The organism is Lentzea sp. NPDC037011, assembly GCF_055607425.1.
Map to the genome: position 1 here is coordinate 77,642 of NZ_JBVJRT010000015.1, position 23,271 is coordinate 100,912.

The following is a 23,271-nucleotide window of genomic DNA, read 5'->3' on the forward strand; positions in this document are numbered from 1 at the left end:
CCCAATGCGAAGCCGGGGACAGGGATTCGCCCTGCACCCTTCCCCGTGACTGCAAGACATGTCACCCGTCGAACGGCTCTTGACCTGAGAGCATGGACCGTGCCCATTTCCGACTTCGTCCACGCGTTGCCGAAGGCCGAGCTGCACGTCCACCTCGTGGGCGCGGCTTCCGTCGACACCGTCCTCGCGCTCGCCCGCAACCACCCAGGCGGTCCGGTTCCGACCGACGAGGCCGAGCTGCGGAAGTTCTACGAGTTCACGGACTTCCGGCACTTCATCACCGTGTACGGCATCGTCAACGACCTCGTTACGACCGGTGAGGACGTTCGCACGCTGGTCGTCGGGTACGCGCGTGACGCGGCGCGGACCAACGTCCGGTACGCGGAAGTCACCGTGAGTGCGACAAGTCACCTGCGGGCCGGCATCGCGCCCGACGAGCTCGTCGAAGCGTTGGCCGCAGGACGGGCTGAGGCGTTGGAGCTGCACGGCGTGACATTGCAGTGGATCTTCGACGTGCCCGGCATCTGGGATCGCGACTGGGGCATGACGAGCGCGCGGTTCGCCACCGAGCACCGGCCGGAGGGGCTGGTCGGGTTCGGGCTCGGCGGGTTCGAGGCGGACTCGCCGCGGACGAGGTTCCGCGAGGCGTTCGCGATGGCGCGTGATGCCGGGCTGCACATGGTGCCGCACGCCGGCGAGACGATGCCGCCCAGCGAGATCTGGGCCGCGGTGCGGGACCTGCGTGCCGAGCGGATCGGGCACGGCGTCAGCGCGGTGCAGGACCCGGAGCTGCTGCGGTACCTCGTCGGCGAGGGCGTCGTGCTGGAGGTGTGCCCGACGTCGAACATCCGGACCGGCGCGGTCGCGTCGCTGGACGAGCACCCGTTGCCGCGGTTGGTGGAGGCCAGGGTGCCGGTGACGGTCAGCACCGACGACCCCGGCATGTTCCACACCGACCTCGACCGCGAGTACCTGGTGTGCCACGAGCGGTTCGGGTTCGGGCGCGATGAGCTCGCGGAGCTGGCGCGAGCGGGAGTCCGGGCGTCGTTCGCGCCGGATGCGTTGAAGAAGCAGCTGTTGAAGGAGATCGACGCCGTATGAACGCCGTGAACGTGGTGACGACGACCGTGGACTCCGCCGAGGCGGCGGAGTCGTTGGCGAGAGGGGTCGTCGAGGCACGGCTGGGCGCGTGTGTGCAGATCGTGCCGATCCGCAGCGTCTACCGGTGGGACGGTGAGGTGCGCGTCGACGACGAGTGGCAGTGCGTCGTGAAAACCTCTGCCGCTCGCGTCGACGAGCTGGTCGCGCACCTCAAGAACCAGCACAGCTATGACGTGCCAGAGGTCGTCGTCACCCCCGTCGTCGGGGGCAACGACGACTACCTCCGCTGGGTCTCAGAGGAGACTTCGTAGGTGACGCGGGAGCGGCTCGGTGTGCAGGACGCCGAGTCGTTGCGTCGCCCTCGTCAACGCCACGTACAGCTCGCTCGGGGTCATGAGCTGCGGTTCGACGACGATGACGACGTCGAACTCCAGCCCCTTGGACGACCTCGGCGGCATCCAGCCGTCGCCGATCACGGCGATCGTGCGGCCGGGCAGAGCTTCGGCGTGTGCGTCGAGCTCGTCGCGGACCGCCGCCGAGAGGTCGGTGACGCGGCGGGCCCAGGGGCGGACGCCGGTGCTGCGCACTGACGTCGGTGCGGCGGCGTCGGGGTCGACGAGCTTCAGCACCGGGGTGGCGACGGCCATGATCTCGCCGGGAGTGCGGTAGTTGACCTCCAGCCTGCGGTAGGTGAAGCGGTCGAACACCGAGCCCCAGCTGCGGGCGCCGCCTGCGGCTTGGCGTTGCGCCAGGTCGCCGACGACGGTCATCGACCTGTTGGGGCAACGGCGGAGCAGGACGCGCCAGTCCATTGCGGACAGCTCCTGTGCCTCGTCGACGACGACGTGGCCGTAGGTCCAGGTGCGGTCGTCGGCAGCTCGTTCGGCGAGAGTGCGGTGGTCGCGTGCCTCGTGCCGGTACGCGAGCGTCTCGGCGTTGACGAAGTCGGTGACGATGTACTCGTCGTCGTCGGCGCGTTCATCGATCGACAGCACGTCCATGACACCGCGGGCGTAGGCAAGTCCTTCCTCTTCCTCCCGCCGTGCCGCGCGTTCGGCTGAGCCGTCCGAGCCGAGCAGGTCGGCGAGCTCGTCGAGCAGCGGCACGTCGGACACCGTCCACGTGTCGGCGGCTTCGCGGTACAGCTCGGGTGCGCCGATGCGGTAGCACCGGCCCGCGTACAGGTCGGCGAGCAGCTGCTCGGGTGTGAGCTCCGGCCACAACCGGTCGACGGCGTCGCGCAATGCCGTGCTGTGGCGCAGCTCGTGCCGCACGTCCTCCTCGATCTCGGGCCAGTCGACGCCGATCAGCTTCATCGCCGGGGCGACGAGCTCTTCGGCGAGAGCGAGGAAGAAGTACTTGCGCGCCGCGTTGTGCGGTAGCTCGTAGTACCGCGTCTTCTCGCGTGCGACGGCGGCGACGTGCGCGTCGAGGGGGACGACGACGTCTTCGAGCTCGATTTCGATGGGCTCGTCGGGAAGCTCCTGCCGGTCGGCCACGGCGACGGCCAGCAGGTCCAGCACTGATATATGGCCTTTGAGGCGTTGCAACGACGGGGTGTCCTCGACGTCGGTGACCACTCCGGGGTAGAGCTCGCCGGGTGTTGCGAACACGACGTCGGTCTCCCCCAGCGATGGCAGCACGTCGCTGACGTAGTGCAGGAAACCGGTGTTCGGTCCGACGATCAGGACGCCGTGGCGGGAAAGGCGCTCGCGGCGCGTGTACAGCAGGTACGCGACGCGGTGCAGCGCGACCGCGGTCTTGCCCGTGCCGGGGCCGCCTTCGATCACCAGCACGCCGGGGCCGGAGTAACGGATGATCTCGTCCTGCTCGGCCTGGATGGTCGAGACGATGTCGCGCATCGTCGCGGTCCGCGGCGCGTTGAGGGCGTCGAGCAATGCGGTCGCGTCGGCCAGCAGCTCGTCGTCGTGGAAATCGCGCAGCTCCCGGTCGCGGACGCGGAAGTGGCGGCGCAACACGAGGCCTTCCGGATTCGCGGCGGTCGCGGTGTAGAACGGCCGTGCCGCCGGCGCGCGCCAGTCCAGCAACAGCGGCTGGAACTCGTCGTCGAACAGGCCGACGCGCCCGATGTAGGTGCTTTCGCCGTTCTCCGAGTCGGTCCGGCCGAAGCACAGACCGTCCTCCGCTGCGCGGTACTTGCCGATCTGCCTGGTCAGCACCTGGACGCTGGCTTCACGGTCCAGCCGTCCGGTGTGGGTATCCCGCAGGGCGGCCGCAAGATCGGCGGCCGCTTTGTTCCGTTCCTGGTCGAGCTTTTCATACAGAGAGGTGATCCGTGCCTGTTCGCTCGCCAACACCTTGCCCCCTGTGATACAATAAATCTGTCTTTCCGGAATATTCATTCCGAAACCCCAAAGCCATTCTTTGTAGCACAGATTTGGCGTGCGCGGGAACCCCTTCGGGACTTACTTTCAACGCCATGCGTGGGCGGTCCAAGCTGCGGTAACTGCTGCCGTCGTCGTAAGCGGCCCAAGGATCTTGCTGATGCCTGTGCAGCGTTGGTTGTACGGTGCGTACTGCGGGAGAAATGTCGCCGGTGCGGAGTGGTGGGCATGAAGCTGGTTGTTCTCGGTGGCGGTGGGTTCCGCGTGCCGCTCGTATATCGCGCTTTGCTCGCCGACCGGTCCCCCGGCCGCGTCACCGAGGTCGTGCTGCACGACGTCGACGCCTCCAGGCTCGTGGCGGTCAGCGGCGTTCTCGCCGAACTTGCCGCCGATGTGCCGGATGCTCCCGTGGTGACGATGTCGATGGATCTCGACGAGGCGGTGCGCGGGGCGGACTTCGTGTTCTCGGCGATCCGCGTGGGCGGACTCGACGGGCGCGCGGCCGACGAGAGCATCGCGGCCGGGTGCGGGGTGCTCGGGCAGGAGACGGTCGGGGTCGGCGGTGTGGCGTACGGGTTGCGCACTGTGCCGGTCGCGCTCGACATCGCACGTCGTATCTCGGTGCACGCGCCGGACGCGTGGGTCATCAACTTCACCAACCCCGCCGGCATGGTCACCGAAGCGATGGCCGCCCATCTCGGCCACCGGGTCATCGGCATCTGCGACTCCCCCGTCGGGCTCGGCCGGCGGGTCGCCCGCGCGGTCGGCGCGGACCTCGACGACGCGTGGCTCGACTACGCCGGGCTCAACCACCTCGGCTGGCTGCGGGGTGTGCACGTGCGCGGGCGGGACGTGCTGCCGGATCTGCTGGCCGACACTGAGCGGTTGGAGTCGTTCGAGGAGGGCAAGCTCTTCGGCGCGGAGTGGCTGCGGACGCTGGGCGCGATTCCGAACGAGTACCTGCACTACTACTACTTCACCCGCGAGGCGGTGGAGTCCGGTGCGTCGCGTGGGGCGTTCCTGCTGGAGCAGCAGAAGCAGTTCTATGCGGCGCCGTCGTTGGCGAGCTGGGACCGGACGCGTCTGGAGCGCGAGCAGACGTACATGGCGGAGACTCGTGACGAGGAGCGGGACAGCAACGACCTCGACGGTGGCGGGTACGAGCAGGTCGCGCTCGCGTTGATGCACGCCATCGCGGCGGACAAGCGGACGACGTTGATCCTCAACGTGCCGAACAGGACGACGCTGTCGTGCCTGGACGCCGATGCGATCGTCGAGGTTCCGAGCTTGGTCGACGCCAACGGCGCGCGGCCTGTAGCGGTCAGCCAGCTGCCGGACGAGGGCGTCGGGCTCGTCACCGCGCTCAAGGTCGTCGAGCGCGCGACGATCAAGGCGGCTGTCAGCGGCGAGCGCGCGCATGCAGTGAAGGCGCTGGCGCTGCATCCGCTGGTTGATTCCGTCAACGTTGCTCGACGGATCGTGGACGCCCACCCGTTGCTGTCCGGGGCGTTCGGAGCACGCGGCGACTGATGTACCGGTGGCCGTTGCCGCACGGTGCCGGCGGCTTAACTACGCTCGTCGGCAAATGGACACCACCACTTCTCGCCGCGTGCCGCTCGTGATGGGCATCGCCGTGCTCGTGCTGCTGCTGGACCAGGCCACGAAGTTCTGGGCCGAGAACGCGCTGACCGGGCGCGCGCCCATCCCGGTGCTCGGGGAGTTCTTGCAGCTCAGGCTTCTCTACAACCCCGGTGCCGCGTTCTCGATCGGCGCGGGGTCGACGTGGGTCTTCACCATCGTCGCCGCCGTGGCCGTCGTGTTCCTGGCGCGGTACGGGCTGCAGCCGCAGACCCGGCTGCGGGCGGTCGCACTGGCGTTGATGCTGGGCGGCGCGACGACGCACCTGCTCGACCGGTTGTTCCGGCCGCCGGGTTTCGCGCGCGGGCACGTCGTCGACTTCATCGACTACAACGGCTGGTTCGTCGGCAACGTCGCGGACATCGCGTTGGTCTGCGGTGCGATCCTGCTCGTGCTGCTCAGCTTCCAGCCGCAGAAGCAGCCTGCCGAGTGAGTGCGTCGGCGCGGCGGGTCGTCTCAGGCAGCCGGTAGCGCGGGGCCAGGCGGAGCACCTCGGCGCACGCGCGGTCCAGGTCGATCTTGTGCCCGACCGACACGAACACCGGCTTCACACCGTCCTGCGTGCGCAGTGCGCGGCCGACGACCTCGTCGCCGTCGGCGCCGTCCATGACGAGGTCGCTCGTCGAGCCGCGCTTGTCGCCGGGCGGGTCGAACCTGCCCATCGGGTTCTTGGCCACGCCGATGCTCGGGATGCCGGTGTGCACGCCGAGGTGGCAGGCGAGACCGAACCGGCGCGGGTGGGCGACGCCCTGGCCGTCCGCGACCAGCAGGTCGGGGGTGACGGTGAGCTGGTCGAGGGCGCGTAGCAGCACCGGCATCTCGCGGAACGCGAAGAGCCCGGGGATGTACGGGAAGTCTGTGGTGTCCTCGACGACGACCTCATCGAGGACGGCCAGCGTCTTTGCATCGAACACCACGCAGACGCCGACAACCGAGTCGTTGCAAAGGCCGGTGTCGCGGTAGCCGACGTCGAGGCCGGCGACGGTGTCGATGTGCAGGTCGGGGGCGCTGGTGGTGATCACCTGGTTGCGCAGGTGTTCTTGCAGCGCGATGGCGTCGTCAACCGTTCTGGGCCATTCCACGGGCGACAGTGTGCCGTGACGTGTCGTAGTGGGCGGCGAGGAGGTCGGCGCCGAAGTCACCGGAGTGGCGGCGCCACACGGTGTGGATGTGGTTGGCCTCGTTGGCCGTGTTGTCGTATTCGATGAGCAGCTCGGGACCTTGGACGCGGTAGTAGTGGCCTTCGCCGCGGCGTAGCGAGCCTTCCCACGAGAAGTGCAGGCGGTCGGGGTCGAGGGCGGCGAACTCGTCGTCGGCGAGCTCGAACGCGAGCCGGTCCAGGTAGAGGCGGACGATGTCGACGAGCAGCTCGCCCGCCTGTTTGCCGAGCTGTGCGGGTGTCACGCCGACGGGGTCGGACGGCGTGATGCGCGGGGCGTTGCCGGTGCGGATGTCGTGCGGGGCGGTGTCCGAGACGACGGCCAGGCCGCGGGCGGTCGGGCCCATCCGGTCGAGCAGCTCGCGGGCCAGTTCCTCCTCCAGCCGCAGCGGCTGGCTGACGACGCGGCCTCGGTAGGTGACGCGGGACGGGTTCGCGCCGAGGAAGAACGGGGTCGCCGAGACGCGGCCGTCGGCGACGATGACGTTCACGGACAGGTGGTGCCCCTCGACGCGCCACCCCCACGGTTCGTCGCCGCCGGGCGTGCCGAAGAGCACCGTCCAGTAGTCGCCGCTGTGCCGGTCGCGGTGGCCGCCCTCGCGGTGGTCGAGCACGTCTTCCAAAGCCATCACCGCCGCGACTTGTGCGTAGGCGTGTGGGCTCAGCACGGTCGCGAGCATGCCGTGAACGGCTTTGCGCTGATCACGTCGTAGCCCGCCGAACACGAGGCCGGGGCGGTCGCCGGGGGTGTAGGCCCAGCGGTGCCTGAGGTCGTCGTCGGTGATCGCGCGGACAGCTCGGTCGCGCTGGTCGTCGGCGAGCAAACGAATGTATTGGCGCGTGGCGTCAGCGACGTCGTGCAGCATCACTCGAACTTATAGGCCGCGCAGTTCGTTGCGCTTCCGATGACGTCGGGGTTCGTGTCACCGGGTGAGCACCGGGGCCTGCTTTCGTTCGATCCGGCGGGTCAGCGGTAGCAGCACCAGCGGGACCAGGACGGCGGCGGCCAGCGAGACGACGTTGCCGATCCGGTCAGCCACCAGCATGTGCTCCAGGTGGAACAGGTGGAAGGTCATGTGCGGCACCGCGAACACCAGGTAGCCGACCAGCACGGCTTGGGTCAGCGCGCGTTCGAGTGTCACCGCCGCGAACACCAGCATCACGCACAACGCGAGGTTCAGTGAGCCGAAGTCGCGCAGCAGGTGTTCGTTGAACGGCGGGAAGTAGGACACCCATGGGTTCGTGGGCAGCGGGAAGTTGTCGTAGAAGCTCTGCGGCGCTGCCAACGGCCAGACGCCGATGACGGCTTGGACGACGGCGAGGAACGCGAGACCTGCGCGGAGTGTGCTCATGCAGGTACGGACGAGACGCGAGCCCGTCTTGTGACGCGCTCGGGTGCTGGAAGCGATCCTCGGCGTGCTCGTGGAGCCGGAAGCGGGGCAATCATCTGAGGACGCCGGCGGTACCAAGCGTCACGTTGCGCAGCTCCGGCTGGCCTGAGGGCGTCGAGCGGCTCGGCAAGGTCGACGCGACTTGGAAGGGCGTCCTCGCGCGCTCAAGCAGCTCGTTGAGACCGCGCAAACGTGAAAACCGCTTTTGCAATGAGTCTTTGGACGTCGTCGTCCAAAGACTCATTGCTAAGCAGCAGGTGAGGACGGGTGGTGCGGGTGATATATCGGTCGCGAGCTAGGCGTGGCAGGTGATGGGGCCGCCGTGGAGCGTGGTCATGTCCTGCCAGACGCGGAGCAGTTCGAGGCGTTCGGAAAGCGGTTTGCCGTCGAGCTCGTGGTAGGCGCGGTGGAGGTTGCCGACGAGTCGTTCGGACTCCTGCCACGACGAGAAGCGGGACGGGCCCGCGTCCTGGACGACCTGCAGAGGGGCGCGTCCGGCGGCGTGACCGGTGGCGGCGAGCTCGGACAGGTACGTCGTGTAGGCGACGAGGTCGTCGAGGACGCGGGTGATGTCGGCGCCGCGCAGCAGCGGGCCGTGGCCGGGCACGAGGACCTCGGCGTCGAACGCGCGCAGAAACTCCAGGGCCGACAGGTAGCCGCTGATGCTGCCCTCCGCGAGGAACGGCTGGCCGCCCGCGAACACCAGGTCACCGGTGAACAGCACGCGCTCGGCGGGCAGCCACACGACGCTGTCGCCGCGGGTGTGGGCGGGACCGGGGTGGTGCACCTCGACGACGCGGTCGCCGAGGTGCAGCGTCAGGGACGAGGTGTAGGTGAGCGACGGCGGGCGCACTTCGAGGTGGCCGTAGTCCGGGCCGGTCAGCACCTGCGCGGCGAGCAGGCCGGCGGTGAGCACCTCGTCGCGGCAGGCGTCGTGGGCGACGATCACCGTCGACGAGGGGACCAGCCAGTTGCCGAAGGTGTGGTCGCCGTGGTGGTGGGTGTTCACGACGTAGTTGGGCGCAGCGTCGGACACCGTCGCCACCGAGGCGAGCAACGCGCGGTTGCGGGCCTCGGTGGACGTGGTGTCGACAAGCAGCAGCGTGCCGTCGGAGCCGACGACGACACCGGTGTTGTTGATCATCCAGGACCCGTCGGGCTGGACGTAGGCGTGGACGGACGGCGCGACCTCGACCAGTTCGGGCTTGCCGGGAGAAGGCTTCACCCGGCTGAGCCTAGTGAGGGGCGAGCCCGGTGAGGTCAGCCCTGGGCGATGTAGGCCTGGAGCTGGTCCTGGCTCTGTTCCAACTGTCCGATGCGGCTCTTCACGACGTCGCCGATGGACACGATGCCGACCAGTTCCCCTTCTGCCACAACGGGAACGTGGCGGAACCGCCGTTCGGTCATCACGACGGTCAGACTGTCCACTGTGTCCGAAGGCGTGCACGTGAAGACCTCGGCGGTCATGATCGACGACACCGGTGAGGTCAGCAGCCCGGCACCGGTTTCGTGCAGCCGGCGCACGACGTCGCGTTCCGACACGATGCCCACGACACCGGACGGGCCGACGACCACGATGGCGCCGACGTTGTGCTCCGCGAGTGTTCTGAGGAGATCGGACACCGGTGCGTCCGGGGCGATGGTCGCAACCGCAGAGCCCTTGGTCCGCAACACGTCAGCGATCCTCATCAGGCGCCTCCGATCCTGTCGGTCCGGTAGCACCTCAGGCTAGAGCGGATCCGGACAGAACGGGAGATCGTCCCACGAAGGGAGCAGGGGGACACGAGCAACGCGCGTCCCCCTGCCGTGGCCGCACCGGTTCGGGCGTCGGCTACGCGGATCCGCGGCGACGGGCGGCGAACTGGCGCGGCGGGACCACCGGAACCCGTTGCTGGGGCAACGCGAACCGGGTGTTCTGCTCGGCCGGCTGCTGGCCGCGCTTCTGGGCGCGGCGAGCGGCTCGGTTCGAGGGCGGGGTGGCAGCAGGCATGCGAAAGCCTCCTCTGTGACGAGGGCGTGCAAGGGCACGGCGGAAACGACAGCCGTGGAAAAGGACCCGCGAGAAGGGTCACCAAGAGCACACGCGGCAGCGGCGGAAGCGCTGCGGGGCTTCTCAGATGATGAGCATGACGGCAACGGTAGCGGCGCCGACCGGCGCCGCCAACCGATTTATCCGCGGGCGCGTGCGGCGGCCGCTCCGGCCCCCAGCATCACCAGGACAACCGTGACGATCGCCCACTTGCGGGACTTGGTCATCGGCGTGGTCTTCGGGTCGAGCGGGAGCTCCGCACGGGACTGCGGTTCCCGCCGCGCCGCGCGTACCGGGACCGGCTGCGGCGAGGGTGCAGGTGCGGATGGCACCACCGCGGCGGGCGGGACGGCGGGGGCGACCGGTGCGGCCGGAACCGGGGCGGGCGTCGACACCCAGGGCGGCACAACGGGAACAGGTGCGGGCGCCGGTGGGACGTCCGGCTTCGGCGTGGGCGGTACCACCTGCGGTGGCATCGGCGCGGGCAGGCACCCGGCGCCGTCGATCAGGCCGAACGGCTGGTCGGTGGACAGCTCCACGGCGGCGCCGTCCGCAATCCGGTAGACGCGGCTGCGACCTTTGTAGCCGTTGTTCACCGCGTAGATCGTGCCCGCCGAGTCGATCGCGACGGCACCGTAGGTCGACTTGCCGGGCAGCCCCGCCACCTCGGCCCGCCGCACCGACCGCCCCGACACCGGGTCGAACGTCACGACCTCGCCCGGTCCGTGGCCCGCCGCCGAGACCCCGGTCAGCCCGCCGCCGGGTCCGGGGGTGAAGTCGTCCAGCGCGAGCGCCGGCCAGTCCAGCGCCACCGACCGCACGATCCGCAGGTAGGACGCGCTCGCCGGGTCGATGTCGATCGCGTGCAACCGGGCGTTGTCGCGCACGTAGAACGTCGTCCCCACGACCGCGCCCGCGGACACGTCGTCGGTGCGGAACCACGGCGCCACGACCGGCCCGAGATCGTTGACCACGCCTTTGGTGTCGATGAGCACGACGTGCGTGGGATGCATCCAGCTGTGGTGGCCCTTCGAGGTGAGACCGACCAAGCGGCCCAGCACGGAGGAATAACCCAACGCATTCACCGAGTAGTCGATTCGCGCTACCGGGGTCACCCCACCGGATGACACGTCGAGCCGCGTGAGCGTCGACCACCCACCACGGTGGACCGCGCGGACCTGGAACGCGTCGCACGCCACCGGCGCGGCTTGGGCAACAGCGCTGGTGAGCGGGGTGGAAAGCGCGAGAAGAGCGGTGACGCCACCCAGGGCGAACGCATTCCTGCTCCACCGGAATGGAGCAGCTTGATACGACAACCGGGTAATTCTGCTGTTGCCGCGCATTCCCACCTGACCATTGCTCGTGACCGGACCGCGCTGTACCGGCCACAGTAGACCGTGGTCTAATCCCACACCAGAAAGGGGCCGAATTGAGTATTTACGTGTCCGGTCTGCTCTGGGTTCTCGGCGCGGCCGTGGTCTCGTCCGTCATCGTCGTCTTCACGCGCCGGTTCAACTCGGAGGAGGTCGGCGAGAAGAACCTCGCTGTCGGCGGCTCGGTGTTCAGCATCGTCGCCGGCCTGCACGCGGTGCTGACCGCGTTCATCCTCATCTCCCTGTTCGACGCGGCCAACGCCGCCGAGGAGCAGGTGCAGAAGGAGGCCAACGCGCTGGTCGCCGTCACCTGGTCGACCGGCTCGCTGCCCGAGCCGGCGAAGTCCCGCGTCGACCAGCTGGTCCGCAGCTACGTGCAGACCGTCGTCGACGAGGAGTGGCCGAAGATGCGCGAGGGCGAGAACGTCGACGGCAAGGGCTGGAACACCCTCAACCAGCTGCGGGACACCATCGCGGCGACCGCGCCGGACGGCGGCTGGCAGGAGGACCGCAAGGCCGAGGCCGCGAACCAGCTGTGGGAGGTCTACCAGGCCCGCCAGGAGCGCGTCGACGCGGCCGACGGCGGCGTCAACCCCGTCGTCTGGCTCGCGCTGCTCATCGGCACCGGCCTGTCGCTGCTGTTCCCGTACCTGTTCGGTGGCCCGAACCTGGTGTCACAGCTGCTCATCACGGTCACGCTGAGCTCGACGCTGGTGCTGCTGCTGTTCGCGATACATCAGTTGCAGAACCCGTTCAGCGGCGGTGTGCAGATCTCACCGGACGCGTTCACCTCGACGCTCGACCGGCTCAGCTGACGGTTACCGCGACTCGGCCGTTCCGCCCGCTTCCTCGATCTCCACGGACAGCACCTCACCGTCGATGACGCTCGGCAACGGGTGCTCGCGGTCCGTCTGGGTGAAATAGCGGTTCGCGAACGCGCCGACCGCCCTGGTGGAAGCGGCGTCGACGCCACCGCCGATGACGCCGCCCAGGACCGGAACGCCCTTCACGACGACCGAACCGAGCTTTTTTGTACCGTATTTCGTGATGAGCGCCGAGGCGGCCTTCTTCGTGAACTGCTTGATGCCGACCTTTTTGAACAGTTCGGTTCCGGCATTGCCGAGCAGGCACAGCAGGATGGCCGTCTGCACTTCCTCGCTGTCCACGTCGTGGCCGCGCAAAGACGCGATCGACGCGATGAGGTGCGTCTGGATCACGTACGCGGCCGCGACGTTGGACGGCAGCGAGATCGGCAACGTGATCAGACCGCCGAGGTTCGTGATGAACCCCTGCGCACCGGCCAGCGCCACGTGCGTGCGGATCAGGTGCCGGACCGCGGCGGTCTCGTCGCCCTTCTTCGCCAGGGCGTCGGTCGCGGCTTCGCGAGCGCTCTTGAACGGGCCGAACCCGTCCACACCGGCGCGCAGCAGGTAGTCGGCGATGCCCTGCTGAGCCTTGCTCAGCTCACCCTTGGAGTCGGCCACGACCCCGAGATTACGCGTCCGGGCGCCGCGGCGACGTGTCAACGGCCGGTAGCAGCGTTGTTCGTCGCCCTCAGCCGGAGGTGGTCACCGCTCCGGTGCTGCCGTCGACCGTGATGCGGTCACCGGTCCTGATCCGCGTCACGGCCTCGCGCACACCGACCACGGCGGGGATGCCGTACTCGCGGGCCACGACGGCGCCGTGCGAGTTCGCGCCGCCCATCTCCATCACGAGCCCGCCCGCCGTGAGGAACAAGGGCGTCCAGCCGGGGTCCGTCGACGGCGCCACGAGGATCTCGCCGGGTTCGAGGTGTGCCCCGACGGGGTCCATCACGACGCGCGCGGCTCCGGTGACGGTGCCCGCCGACGCCGGTGTGCCGACGAGGTCGCCCTCCACCGCGGTGCCGTGGTGCACGGCTTCGGCGTCGGTGCCGTCGGAGAGCAGCACGCGCGGGATGTGCCGGCGCCGCATCTCACGGTCGTACACCTCACGCCGGCGTGCCACGACCTCGCGCAGATCACCCTGCGTGGAACGCAGTTCCTCGAAGTTCAGGAAGAACACGTCGTCGGCGGCCCGGAGCCGGCCCTGCGCCACCAGGTCCGCCCCGGCCCGGGCGATCCGCTCGCGCAGCACGCCGAACAGGGTGATCACCAAGTACTTCGGGTGCTCCCGCAGACCGGCGAGCACCCTCGTGCGGCGCAACGCGAAGCGCACGAACCAGCCGCGGCCCCACGAGCGCCGCGCCAGCGTCTCGATCATCGCCTCGGCCTCGGCGGCACCGCGGGCGAACACCGCGTCGGGAGCGGCGTCCGCGTCCTCCAGCAGCAGGAGGTTGCGCACCACGCCGATGACGTGCGCCGGGTCGTCCGACCAGCGCGGCAGTCCCAGGTCGATCTCGGCGACCGCCCGATGCCCCCACTTCGCCAGGAACGCGTCCAGCGCCGCCGGGCGTTCACCGTTGCGGAACTGCCGCAGGGCGGCCGGGTCTCGGCGGATCTCCCGCGCGAGGTCCCACATCGCCAGGTCCATCTCGGTGGTGACGTTGTTCGGCAGGCCGCGCAGCACCGCCTGCAGCTCCCCCGGCCTGACGTCGGCGACCTTGCCGACGAGCCCGAGCAGCGCGAACCCGGCGAGAGCGGTCGGTGCGAGCCGCGGCAGCACCGGGACGACGCACTGCCGCAACGCCTGCTCGACCGTCAGACCGGCGGCCTTCTCCAGGACTTCGCGTTCCAGCGCACGAGCGCCGCGTGCGGCCTTCTCCGGGTCGGCGAGCGCCCTCAGCACGGTCTGCGGCGCGTGGAAGCGGCGGGCGAGCCGGAAAACGCGCCGGAGCGCCGGCATCGGCGAGGAGCTCGTGACGGCGAACCGCGGGTCGTCGAACAGCCCGCGCAGCACCTCCGCCGACCGCGCCTCCATGACCCCGAGCAGCCGGGTGACGAACTCGCGGCCCACCCGGCTGCGCAGCACCTTGGTGACGTCGAAGAAGATGCGCTCACCGCACTCCACATAGGACTGACTGGCCGGGTCACCGATGACGATCTCGAACGCCGACCCGGCGATCTCCCGGAACACCGCGCGACCCATCGGCGTGATCGGCCGTTCCAGCCCCTGGGCGAGGCTGAAGCAGAAGTAGGCGTGCCCGGCTTTGTTGTTCTCCGGCAACGGGAACAGCGTCGTGATCGGCCGCGCCTGGGTGAGGTGGAGCGCGCCGGCGGCGTCGATCGCCCACTCGACGTCCTGCGGGCTGCCGTAGTGCGCCTGCGTCCTGCGGCCCAGCTCGGCGAGCGCGTGGACCTGGTCGTCGGTCAGGCACGGCCCGTCGTCGGCGTCGACCTCGACGTGCTCGGTGCCGCCGCCGGGCAGCGACCTGATGAGGAACCGCTTGTCCCCCGGGCGCCTCTGCACGATCTCGGTGCCGTCGACGACGAAGTGGTCCGGGTTCACCGCCCCGGACACGACCGCCTCGCCCAGGCCGGGGCTCGCGTCGATGACGACCTGGTCGCGCGTGCCGGTGACCGGGTTCGCGGTGAACAGCACGCCGGACACCGCGGACTGCACCATCCGCTGCACCACGACGGCGAGGTAGGTCGTGCGGTGGTCGATGCCGTTCGTCTCGCGGTAGCTGACGGCGCGGCCGGTCCACAGCGAGGCCCAGCACCGGCGCACCGCGTCGACCACGGCGTCCTCACCGACGACGTTGAGGAACGTGTCCTGCTGGCCCGCGAAGCTCGCGAACGGCAGGTCCTCGGCCGTGGCACTGGAACGCACCGCGACCGGGACGTCGTCGCCGAGGCCCCGGTACGCGGCGACGACCGCGTCCCTGATCTCCTGCGGCACCGGGGTTTCCAGCACGGTGCGGCGCGCGTTCTCCGGTGTGGTGCCCGCCGGCGCGCCGGCTCCCGCGACCGCGCGGTACGCGTCCGTGGTGACGCAAAAGCCCTGCGGCACCGGCAGGCCCGCTCGGGTGAGCTCGCCGAGGTTCGCCGCCTTGCCGCCCACGACGGCCGCCATCGTGCCGTCGATCTCCTCGAAGTCCCTGACGAACGCCATCGCAACCCCTCCGCGGTCTGGCCCAGGGGATGACGCTACGAGCACACGGCAAAAAACTCAACACCTGATGAATAAATCACCTCTTCGCGGCGAACTCCCTGATCAGCGCGGCGATCTCGGTCAGCTCCTCCTCCAGCGCGAAGTGGCCGGTGTCGAACAGGCGCAGCCGCGCGCCGGGCAGGTCGCGCAGGTAGGCCCTGGCGCCGGGTTCGAGGAAGAACGGGTCGCCCTGGCCCCACACGATCAGCGTGGGCGGCTGGTGCTCGCGGAAGTACGCCTGCCACTGCGGGTACCGGGCGACGTTGGTGTGGTAGTCGAGGAGCAGGTCCACCTGGGGCTGCAGGCGCAGGTCGAGGTGGTGCTGGTCCAGGTGTCCGGCGAGATCGACTCGGGGTCGCGGGCACCCTCCAGGTAGCCGAACCTCGTGTGCTCCGGCGCGAGCAGGGCGCGCGCGGCCTGCGGGTCGCTGTTGCCGATGAAGCCCTTGGCGACGTCGGAGAGGCCGTCCTCGTAGGCGTTGCCGTTCTGGACGACGAGCCCCTTCACCCACTCCGGGTGCCGGGTCGCGACGCGGAAGCCGACCGGTGCGCCGAAGTCGAAGACGCACATGGTGAAACCGGTGGAGTTCAGCTCCTGCAGGAACTTCTCGACGGTGTCGGCGAGGAGGTCGAACGTGTGGTGCCGCTCCCCCGGCACCACGGTGTGGCCGGAGCCGGGGTGGTCGGGCGCCACGACGTGGAAGTCGTCCTTCAGCTCCTCGATGAGCCGCGCGTACTGGTGCGACGCGGACGGGAAGCCGTGCAGCAGCAGGAGTTTGGGCGCCGCGGGATCGCCCGCCTCCCGGTAGAAGACGGTGATCCGGCTGCCGCAGGGGCTGGCCGAGCAGGGTCTGCCCTGGTCGGAGGCCGTGGTGGAGCTGCGGGGGCAGGTGGAGGCGGCGGTGCTCGCCGCCCGTGACGGCACCGAACCGGACCTGGCGCCGTTGAACGCGGCGTTGCGCGGCGCTCCGGCGTTCGAGGTGCTGTCGTGGTCCGACGGCGTCGTGGTGTCCCGCGAACGCGCCGGGGACGAGGTCGCGCGGGCGCTCGGCCTGCTCGCGGGTGCGGCGGCGGAGCTGCTGGCGTCACCGGTCGTGCGGAAGGTGAAGACGTGCGAGGGGCCGGGCTGCCGGCTGCTGTTCGTGCCCGCGCACCCGCGACGCCGGTGGTGCGACCCCGCGACGTGCGGGAACCGGGTGCGGGTGGCGCGGTACTACCAGCGGCACAAGGACTAGCGCGCCGCCCTGGGCGTGAAGCGGTTCACCGGGACCGCCCGGCGGGGGTGAACAGGAAGCTGTCGCGGAAGTCGCCGTCACCCCGCCTCGTCGCCATCAGCCGCAGCTCCGGCATGAAGTGGAAGAACACCAGGGCACCCGACCGGTCCGGGTAGCCGAGCGTCTTCGGGAACGCCGGGTTCGTGCCGCCGAACCACAGCGGTGGCGCCCCGAACTCCTCTACCACCTCGGTCAGCACGCAGTCGCCCTCCCCGAGCACACCGGGGATCCGGCTGTCGGTGTCGAGCGTCAGCCAGCCCTGCCGGTGCGCGAGGTCGGCGTACACCGACGCCATCACGTCCTCGCTGCGGTACCCGAGCACCTCGTGCACGGCACCGGTCACCATCGCCGCGTTCGCCGCACCGCGCGTCACCAGTGCCTCCAGCTCGGCCTGCCACCGGTCCGTGCGGCTGTCGGCGAACGCCAAGGCGTCGAACAACGTCAGGATCACCGGCTCGCCGCCGTGCATGCCCGGCCGCCTGATCGCGGCGTTGAGCTGCTCGGACAGGTAATCGCGCAAGTCGTCGAACGAACGCATCCATCCCCCTGCGACAACACGGAAAGGGACGGCCGGGAGATGGCCGCCCCTTTGCCGTTGTTCTATCAGACGGCCCACATGCGAAACGCAAATGGCTCCACCGACGACAGGATGGTCAACAACCGGGGAGGGCAGATGGACGCCGAGCAGATCGTCGGGCACTGGGCGCCGCTGGAGCGGGTCGCCGTCGACTGGAGCGAAGCCTGCGAACGGTGCTGGCGCTGCGGATATCGGGCCTCGCTGGAACAGTGCCACATCGTGCCGACGTCGCTGGGTGGCACCGATGTGGTGTCGAACCTCGTGCTGCTGTGCGGCCGCTGCCACCGCGAGGCCCCGACGCACACCGATCCGCGCTACCTGTGGCGATGGCTGCGTGCGACGTCGGTGTCCTCGCACGACACTTACTGGACCATCCGCGGGTGGGCGGAGTTCGAGGTCATCTTCGGCCGCAAACCGTTGGAGTGCTTCAAAGAAGCCGCGGTCGACCACGGGACGTTGAACGCGGAGTGCCGCGAGCTGGCGGCTGACGAGTTCGCGAAGACCGTCGTGCAGTTCGGGGAGGGCAGGCTCAACCCGTCGACGATCGCGTGCGTGATCGCGGAGATCGAGAGGAAGCTGGCGGACCGCCACGGCATCGAGCTGCCGGAGGCCTGCTGAGCTCAGCTCTCGTCCCACAGCGCCAGCGGCGTCGCCTCGACGGCGACCAGGCGTTGAAGCTCTTCGACCAGGTCCGCGCGGGTGCTCACACGATGGCCGCCCGCCGCTATGAGCCGCTCGTTGCCGGGCAACGTTGCGCCATTTCCGTCGAGAACCAGAAGACGGCGCTGACCGGCCAGGGCGACCTCGCCCGCCTTGAGCGTGCCACCTGTCTCCCCCGCCTCGATCACGACCACGGCCTGCGTCAAGCCCACGATCACTTGGTTGCGCGTCATCGCCGCTCCCACCGTCCACCGCTGCTGTGGCGGGAACTGGGACACCACAAGCATTCGTCGCGACGTATCGGAAGCCAAATCGCAATAAGGCTTCTTGAGACGGAAGTGGTCGATTCCTACCGCGAGAATGGCGACGGTCGAACCGCCTTTTCGCAACACGGCCACATGGCTTTCCGTGTCGACACCCTTGGCATAGCCGGAGACGACGGTTATGCCCAGACGCGCAGCCTCTTCCCCGCAGGCACGAGCAGCTCGAAGGCCGTCCTCACCTACCGCTCGCGAACCGCACACGCCGACCGACACCGACTTCAGCAGCCCCACATCGCCTTGGCAGAACAACGCGGGTGGCGCACCGGCGAACCGGCGCAACCGGTCCGGGTAGCGGGGGTCATCGCACAACACAGCGATCGTTCCGTTGTCCCGCAGGCTTTCTGCGACCTGCTCCGCCTCGTCCCTCTCGGCTTGGGGCAGCCGCATGACGAGGTCGAGCACCTGGGCACGGCCGGACAGCAGGCTCTTGGCCGCCTTGCGCGCTCCTCCTGCAGCACGAGGTGCCAGCATTGCAAGCGCCAGATCAGTAGTGTGCATCAGCCGCAGTCTATCCACCGGTTTCCCGAAAGTCGCCCGAAACACGTTCCAGTTGTGGAAAGCTCGAAGTGAGAGGGACAGCACCACAGGGGGTTCGTCACTTGGCAGACTCATCACGACCAGGACCTTTCGTGCCAGATCGCCGTGCGAACCGCCTCGAGGAGTGGCAACTCGAACAAAAGGGATCGTCCTGGTTCCTGAAATACCGCAGTTCGCTGGAGGTGTCCCAGCACATTCTCGGCGCCCTGCCGCGCGCCAAGGTCGTACCCGTGCTCGAGCCGACCGAGCGGTGGCCCTATCGCATCCGGTTCGACTTCCCACCGCCCAAGAAACTCGACAACTTCCTGCACATGCTGAAGAAGGCCATGGTGATCACGAAGCCTCCGGATGCGGTCAGCGCGGCCATCGCGCTGGATCTCTACCAGAGCTTCGACCGGTCCGGGAAGCGGTTCTACACCTCGACGGGTGTCCTGGTCCGAAGGGTAAAGGGCTACGAACGCGTCACGCCTGCCGACGTCGCCGTCGCCGGACGAGCTCTGTGCGCACGGCTTTGCGAAGTCGCCAGGGAACACCTGTGGATGGCCGATGCCACCCGGATCCTCGCAGTGCCGGGGCATGATCCTGACACGGTCTCCGCAAGTCAGCGGATCGGCCAAGCGCTGGCACGCGACCTGAACATCCCGACCGCCGAAGTGACATTGCGGAACGGCCCGCGGAAACCGGCCAAAGACATGGCCGCAGCAGAGCGAAAAACGCTACGGCACGGGTTCATCGTGAACGAGGACCTCAACGGCGAAACCGTGTTGATCGTCGACGACTTCTACCACCACGGCGACACGTTGGCGGGAGTGGCGAACGCGGCCAGGCGAGTCGGCGCGAAGACCGCGCTCGGTCTGGTGGCAGCGCGAAACCTCAAGCACTAGCCCGTGTTTCAAAGGTGCTGACTGGCGGCGTGTCGGTGCCGGAACGTGGCGAGGTCTCCGGTAAGTGGGTTAGCGACCAAGCAAACCTGCAATACCGGAGACCTCGTGGCCAGCGTAGCGGCAGCGGGGCGGGCCGACCTGACCGACGCGCAATGGGCGGTGTTGCAGCCGCTGCTGCCTGTCGGGCGTAAACCGGGGCGCCCGCCGAAGTGGAGCAAGAGGCAGTTGATCGACGGCATCCGGTGGCGGGTGCGCGTCGGTGCCCCGTGGCGTGACATCCCGCCTGACTACGGTCCCTGGCAGACCGTGTACGGGTTGTTCCGCCGCTGGCAGCGGGCCGGAGTCTGGCAGGAGATCCTGACCGCGTTGCAGGCCCGTGCCGATGCCGGCGGGTTGATCGTGTGGGACGTGTCGGTGGATTCCACCATCACGCGGGCGCACCAGCACGCCGCCGGCGCACGGAAAAGGGGGATCTGCAGGTCGAACCACCCTCTACCCCGGCCGGCGGGGCCGAGCCCGACGATCACGGGCTGGGCCGCTCGCGCGGTGGCTGGACCAGCAAGCTGCACCTGGCCTGCGAGCAGGGCCGCAGGCCGTTGTCACTGCTGATCACCGCCGGGCAACGGGGCGACAGCCCGCGGTTCGTGCCGGTGATCGAGCAGATCTCGGTTCCACGCATGGGGCCCGGACGCGCCAGGACCCGTCCGGACCGGGTTCTGGCGGCCAAGGCCTACAGCTCCCAAGCCAACCGTGCCTACCTGCGGCGCCGCGGGATCAAGGCGACCATCGACCAGCCCCGTGACCAGGCCGCCCACCGCAAGGCCAAAGGCTCCGCAGGCGGGCGGCCACCCGCGATCGACCGGCAGATCTACAAACAGCGCCACGCCGTCGAGTGCGGCATCAACCTGCTCAAGCAACACCGGGCCGTGGCCACCCGCTACGACAAACTCGCCACCCGCTACCAGGCCACCGTCCACATCGCCGCCATCAACATCTGGCTACGCCACATCTAAAACACGACCTAGCCGCTGGCGGGAGGACCGATGCCGTTCCTCCCGCCAGACCGCGTCAGCTGCAGCCGGAGGTGCTGCCGCAGCCCTCGCACAGGTAGCACGAGCCGGCCGGACGCATCTTCGTGCCACAGGTCATGCACAACGGCGCGTCCGCCGCCTTGCCCAGGTGCAGCTCCAGCAGCTCGGTCGAGCTGCCGACCTGCTTCGGCGCCTCCGCGGGCGCGTCGACCTGGGTCGGCGCCGCCTCGACGGAACCACGCAGGCCCTCGAGGTCCACATCGGACGTCACCGGGGCGCCGTACTCGCCGGCGACCTGCGCCGAACGCTCGTCGGCGGTGAAGATGCCGAGCTGCGCGCGCTTGTCGTACGGCAGGTAGTCGAGCGCCAGGCGGCGGAACAGGTAGTCCAGCACCGAGGTCGCGATGCGCACGTCCGGGTCGTCGGTCATGCCCGCCGGCTCGAAGCGCAGGTTCTGGAACTTCGAGACGTAGAACTCCAGCGGGATGCCGTACTGCAGGCCCACCGAGATCGACATCGAGAACGCGTCCATCACACCGGCCAGCGTGGAGCCCTGCTTGCCGAGCTTGACGAACACCTCGCCGAGACCGTTGTCCGGGTAGGAGCCGGCGGTCAGGTAGCCCTCGGCGCCACCGACGGTGAACGACACGGTCTGCGACGGGCGCTTCTTCGGCAGGCGCTTGCGGACCGGGCGGTACTCGACGACCGTCTCGGTCGCGGCCTTCTTCTCCTCGGTCGCCTTCGCGCCCTTGCCCGCCGACAGCGGCTGGCCGACCTTGCAGTTGTCGCGGTAGATCGCGAGCGCCTTCAGACCGAGCTTCCAGCCCTGGTAGTAGATCCCCTCGACGTCCTCGACGGTCGCCGTCTCCGGCATGTTGACCGTCTTGGAGATCGCGCCGGACAGGAACGGCTGCGTGGCCGCCATCATCCGCACGTGGCCCATGGGCGCGATGGAACGCTCGCCCATGGCGCAGTCGAAGACCTCGTAGTGCTCGCGGCGCAGGCCCGGCGCGTCCACGACGTGGCCGTGCTCGCCGATGAACTCGACGATCGCCTCGATCTGCTCGTCCTGGTAGCCCAGTGCCTTCAGCGCGCGCGGGACCGTCTGGTTGACGATCTGCATCGAGCCGCCGCCGACGAGCTTCTTGAACTTGACCAGCGCCAGGTCGGGCTCGATGCCGGTGGTGTCGCAGTCCATCATCAGGCCGATGGTGCCGGTGGGGGCCAGCACGGACGCCTGGGCGTTGCGCCAGCCGTTCTTCGCGCCGACCTCCAGGGCCTGCTGCCACGCCTCGGTCGCGACCTTGTGCACCGCCGAGTCGTTCGCGTGGTAGGTGCGGATCAGGTCGTTCGCGGCGGCGTGCTTGCGCATGACGCGCTGGTGCGCGGTGGCGTTGCGCTTGTAGCCGTCGTACGCGCCTACGATGCCCGCGAGCTCCGCGGAACGGCGGTAGGACACACCGGTCATCAGCGAGGTGATGGTCGCGGCGAGCGCGCGGCCGCCCTCGGAGTCGTACGCGTGGCCGGTGGCCATCAGCAGCGCGCCGAGGTTGGCGTAGCCGATGCCGAGCTGGCGGAACCTGCGGGTGGTGTCCGCGATCGGCTCGGTCGGGAAGTCCGCGAAGCAGATCGAGATGTCCATCGCGGTGATGATCAGCTCGACGGCCTTGGCGAACGTGACGGCGTCGAACTTGCCGTCGGCGCCGAGGAACTTCATCAGGTTCAGCGAGGCGAGGTTGCAGCTGGAGTTGTCCAGGTGCATGTACTCCGAGCACGGGTTGGACGCGGTGATGCGGCCCGACTCGGGGCAGGTGTGCCAGTCGTTGATCGTGTCGTCGTACTGGATGCCGGGGTCGGCGCACTCCCACGCGGCCTTGGCGAGCTTGCCGAACAGCTCCTTGGCGTCGATGCGCTCGATGACCTCGCCGGTCTGGCGGGCGCGCAGGCCGAAGTCGCCGCCGCTCTCGTAGGCGTGCATGAACTCGTCCGACACGCGGATCGAGTTGTTCGCGTTCTGGTACTGCACCGACACGATGTCCGCGCCACCGAGGTCCATGTCGAACCCGGCGTCGCGCAGCGCGCGGATCTTGTCCTCCTCGCGCGCCTTGGTCTCGATGAACTCGACGACGTCGGGGTGGTCGACGTCGAGGACGACCATCTTCGCGGCACGGCGGGTGGCGCCACCGGACTTGATGGTGCCCGCGGACGCGTCGGCGCCGCGCATGAACGACACCGGGCCGGAGGCGGTGCCGCCGGAGGACAGCAGCTCCTTGGAGGAGCGGATGCGCGAGAGGTTCAGGCCGGCACCGGAGCCGCCCTTGAAGATCAGGCCCTCCTCGCGATACCAGTTCAGGATCGACTCCATGGTGTCGTCGACCGCGAGGATGAAGCAGGCGCTGACCTGCTGCGGCGACGACGTGCCGACGTTGAACCACACCGGCGAGTTGAAGCTGAACACCTGGTGCAGCAGCATGTACGTCAGCTCGTGCTCGAAGATCTCCGCGTCCTGCTCGCCCGCGAAGTACCCGTGCTCCTTGCCGGCGCCCACGTAGGTCTTCACCACGCGGTCGATGAGCTGGCGCAGCGACTGCTCGCGCTTCTCGCTGCCGACGGCACCGCGGAAGTACTTGCTGGTGACGATGTTCGTGGCGTTCACCGACCAGAACTCGGGGAACTCGACACCGCGCTGCTCGAAGTTCACCGAGCCGTCGCGCCAGTTCGTCATGACGACGTCGCGGCGCTCCCACGTGACCTCGTCATAGGGGTGGCGGCCCTCGGTGGTGTAGACGCGCTGGACCTTCAGCGCGGCAGCAGGCTTGGCAGCCGCCCGTGCGGCTGTCTTCTTGGCTGAGCCGCCGACGGTCTCGGTCACGGTGGAT

24 protein-coding genes are annotated in these 23,271 nt (G+C 69.1%); 9 read left to right on the plus strand and 15 right to left on the minus strand.

Features of this window, described 5'->3' with window-relative positions:
• Positions 1 to 99: 99 nt before the first annotated feature.
• Positions 100 to 1,101, plus strand: coding sequence for an adenosine deaminase (add, locus tag ACZ7CH_RS35615; protein WP_470375951.1), 1,002 nt, complete (start codon positions 100 to 102; stop codon positions 1,099 to 1,101).
• The gene (cutA, locus tag ACZ7CH_RS35620; protein WP_470375952.1) at positions 1,098 to 1,412 is read left to right on the plus strand and encodes a divalent-cation tolerance protein CutA; all 315 of its coding nucleotides are present in this window, start codon (positions 1,098 to 1,100) and stop codon (positions 1,410 to 1,412) included. The genes add and cutA overlap by 4 nt, the downstream gene beginning before the upstream one ends.
• On the opposite strand, the gene ACZ7CH_RS35625 is transcribed toward cutA, so the two are convergent.
• Positions 1,395 to 3,281, minus strand: a complete 1,887-nt coding sequence (locus ACZ7CH_RS35625; protein ID WP_470375953.1) for an ATP-binding domain-containing protein — start codon at positions 3,279 to 3,281, stop codon at positions 1,395 to 1,397. The genes cutA and ACZ7CH_RS35625 overlap by 18 nt on opposite strands.
• A 393-nt stretch (positions 3,282 to 3,674) precedes the next feature.
• On the opposite strand from ACZ7CH_RS35625, the gene ACZ7CH_RS35630 reads away from it, so the two are divergent.
• Together ACZ7CH_RS35630 and lspA are read left to right on the plus strand one after the other, a co-directional pair.
• The gene (locus ACZ7CH_RS35630) at positions 3,675 to 4,976 is read left to right on the plus strand and encodes a 6-phospho-beta-glucosidase (protein ID WP_470375954.1); all 1,302 of its coding nucleotides are present in this window, start codon (positions 3,675 to 3,677) and stop codon (positions 4,974 to 4,976) included.
• A 55-nt stretch (positions 4,977 to 5,031) separates the two neighbouring features.
• On the plus strand, positions 5,032 to 5,517 hold the full coding sequence (gene lspA, locus ACZ7CH_RS35635) for a signal peptidase II (protein WP_360398418.1): 486 nt from the start codon (positions 5,032 to 5,034) through the stop codon (positions 5,515 to 5,517).
• On the opposite strand, the gene ACZ7CH_RS35640 is transcribed toward lspA, so the two are convergent.
• From ACZ7CH_RS35640 to ACZ7CH_RS35670, 7 genes are all read right to left on the minus strand, one after another.
• The gene (locus tag ACZ7CH_RS35640) at positions 5,483 to 6,166 is read right to left on the minus strand and encodes an endonuclease V (protein ID WP_360398420.1); all 684 of its coding nucleotides are present in this window, start codon (positions 6,164 to 6,166) and stop codon (positions 5,483 to 5,485) included. The genes lspA and ACZ7CH_RS35640 overlap by 35 nt on opposite strands.
• Complete coding sequence (locus tag ACZ7CH_RS35645) at positions 6,144 to 7,109, minus strand: DUF3500 domain-containing protein (RefSeq protein WP_360398422.1); 966 nt, start codon at positions 7,107 to 7,109, stop codon at positions 6,144 to 6,146. Before ACZ7CH_RS35645 ends, ACZ7CH_RS35640 begins: the two co-directional genes overlap by 23 nt.
• Before the next feature lie 57 nt (positions 7,110 to 7,166).
• Positions 7,167 to 7,595, minus strand: coding sequence for a hypothetical protein (locus tag ACZ7CH_RS35650; RefSeq protein ID WP_360398424.1), 429 nt, complete (start codon positions 7,593 to 7,595; stop codon positions 7,167 to 7,169).
• A 334-nt stretch (positions 7,596 to 7,929) separates the two neighbouring features.
• Positions 7,930 to 8,859, minus strand: a complete 930-nt coding sequence (locus ACZ7CH_RS35655) for an MBL fold metallo-hydrolase (protein WP_470375955.1) — start codon at positions 8,857 to 8,859, stop codon at positions 7,930 to 7,932.
• A gap of 35 nt (positions 8,860 to 8,894) precedes the next feature.
• Complete coding sequence (locus tag ACZ7CH_RS35660) at positions 8,895 to 9,323, minus strand: CBS domain-containing protein (protein WP_458433715.1); 429 nt, start codon at positions 9,321 to 9,323, stop codon at positions 8,895 to 8,897.
• Between the two features lie 142 nt (positions 9,324 to 9,465).
• Positions 9,466 to 9,624 (minus strand): hypothetical protein, encoded by a 159-nt coding sequence (locus tag ACZ7CH_RS35665; RefSeq protein ID WP_360398432.1) that lies wholly within the window; start codon positions 9,622 to 9,624, stop codon positions 9,466 to 9,468.
• Positions 9,625 to 9,803: 179 nt separating this feature from the next.
• Positions 9,804 to 11,006: a DUF6923 family protein gene (locus tag ACZ7CH_RS35670; RefSeq protein ID WP_470375956.1), complete on the minus strand. Its 1,203-nt coding sequence runs from the start codon at positions 11,004 to 11,006 to the stop codon at positions 9,804 to 9,806.
• Between the two features lie 86 nt (positions 11,007 to 11,092).
• On the opposite strand from ACZ7CH_RS35670, the gene ACZ7CH_RS35675 reads away from it, so the two are divergent.
• Positions 11,093 to 11,851 carry a bestrophin-like domain gene (locus ACZ7CH_RS35675; RefSeq protein ID WP_470375957.1) on the plus strand — a complete coding sequence of 253 codons (759 nt, stop codon included), beginning with the start codon at positions 11,093 to 11,095 and terminating at the stop codon, positions 11,849 to 11,851.
• 3 nt (positions 11,852 to 11,854) lie between these two features.
• Here ACZ7CH_RS35675 and ACZ7CH_RS35680 read toward each other — a convergent pair whose 3' ends face one another.
• The 4 genes from ACZ7CH_RS35680 to ACZ7CH_RS35695 form a co-directional block, all read right to left on the minus strand.
• Positions 11,855 to 12,520 carry an EcsC family protein gene (locus ACZ7CH_RS35680; protein WP_360398438.1) on the minus strand — a complete coding sequence of 222 codons (666 nt, stop codon included), beginning with the start codon at positions 12,518 to 12,520 and terminating at the stop codon, positions 11,855 to 11,857.
• 70 nt (positions 12,521 to 12,590) lie between these two features.
• On the minus strand, positions 12,591 to 15,068 hold the full coding sequence (locus ACZ7CH_RS35685; protein ID WP_470375958.1) for a PEP/pyruvate-binding domain-containing protein: 2,478 nt from the start codon (positions 15,066 to 15,068) through the stop codon (positions 12,591 to 12,593).
• 76 nt (positions 15,069 to 15,144) lie between these two features.
• Positions 15,145 to 15,399, minus strand: coding sequence for an alpha/beta fold hydrolase (locus ACZ7CH_RS35690; protein ID WP_470375959.1), 255 nt, complete (start codon positions 15,397 to 15,399; stop codon positions 15,145 to 15,147).
• Positions 15,312 to 16,031: an alpha/beta fold hydrolase gene (locus ACZ7CH_RS35695; protein WP_470375960.1), complete on the minus strand. Its 720-nt coding sequence runs from the start codon at positions 16,029 to 16,031 to the stop codon at positions 15,312 to 15,314. Before ACZ7CH_RS35695 ends, ACZ7CH_RS35690 begins: the two co-directional genes overlap by 88 nt.
• Here ACZ7CH_RS35695 and ACZ7CH_RS35700 point away from each other — a divergent pair.
• The gene (locus ACZ7CH_RS35700; RefSeq protein WP_470375961.1) at positions 16,009 to 16,341 is read left to right on the plus strand and encodes a CGNR zinc finger domain-containing protein; all 333 of its coding nucleotides are present in this window, start codon (positions 16,009 to 16,011) and stop codon (positions 16,339 to 16,341) included. The two genes, ACZ7CH_RS35695 and ACZ7CH_RS35700, sit on opposite strands and share 23 nt — an antisense overlap.
• A gap of 25 nt (positions 16,342 to 16,366) precedes the next feature.
• Here ACZ7CH_RS35700 and ACZ7CH_RS35705 read toward each other — a convergent pair whose 3' ends face one another.
• Positions 16,367 to 16,900: a hypothetical protein gene (locus ACZ7CH_RS35705; RefSeq protein WP_360398446.1), complete on the minus strand. Its 534-nt coding sequence runs from the start codon at positions 16,898 to 16,900 to the stop codon at positions 16,367 to 16,369.
• A gap of 153 nt (positions 16,901 to 17,053) precedes the next feature.
• On the opposite strand from ACZ7CH_RS35705, the gene ACZ7CH_RS35710 reads away from it, so the two are divergent.
• Entirely contained in the window at positions 17,054 to 17,575 is a 522-nt protein-coding gene (locus ACZ7CH_RS35710; RefSeq protein ID WP_470375962.1) for an HNH endonuclease, read from the plus strand.
• Between the two features lie 2 nt (positions 17,576 to 17,577).
• Here ACZ7CH_RS35710 and ACZ7CH_RS35715 read toward each other — a convergent pair whose 3' ends face one another.
• Complete coding sequence (locus tag ACZ7CH_RS35715; RefSeq protein ID WP_470375996.1) at positions 17,578 to 18,552, minus strand: DNA-processing protein DprA; 975 nt, start codon at positions 18,550 to 18,552, stop codon at positions 17,578 to 17,580.
• Between the two features lie 17 nt (positions 18,553 to 18,569).
• Here ACZ7CH_RS35715 and ACZ7CH_RS35720 point away from each other — a divergent pair, with 17 nt between their 5' ends.
• Entirely contained in the window at positions 18,570 to 19,361 is a 792-nt protein-coding gene (locus ACZ7CH_RS35720; RefSeq protein WP_470375963.1) for a phosphoribosyltransferase, read from the plus strand.
• Positions 19,362 to 19,466: 105 nt separating this feature from the next.
• Positions 19,467 to 20,374, plus strand: a protein-coding gene (locus ACZ7CH_RS35725) for an IS5 family transposase (protein WP_470375964.1) whose coding sequence is annotated in 2 segments (ribosomal slippage) — positions 19,467 to 19,880 and positions 19,883 to 20,374 — 906 coding nt in all. Because the reading frame shifts where the segments join, the coding sequence is not laid out codon by codon here.
• Between the two features lie 55 nt (positions 20,375 to 20,429).
• Here ACZ7CH_RS35725 and ACZ7CH_RS35730 read toward each other — a convergent pair.
• Positions 20,430 to 23,264, minus strand: a complete 2,835-nt coding sequence (locus tag ACZ7CH_RS35730) for a vitamin B12-dependent ribonucleotide reductase (RefSeq protein WP_360398450.1) — start codon at positions 23,262 to 23,264, stop codon at positions 20,430 to 20,432.
• Positions 23,265 to 23,271: the final 7 nt, after the last annotated feature.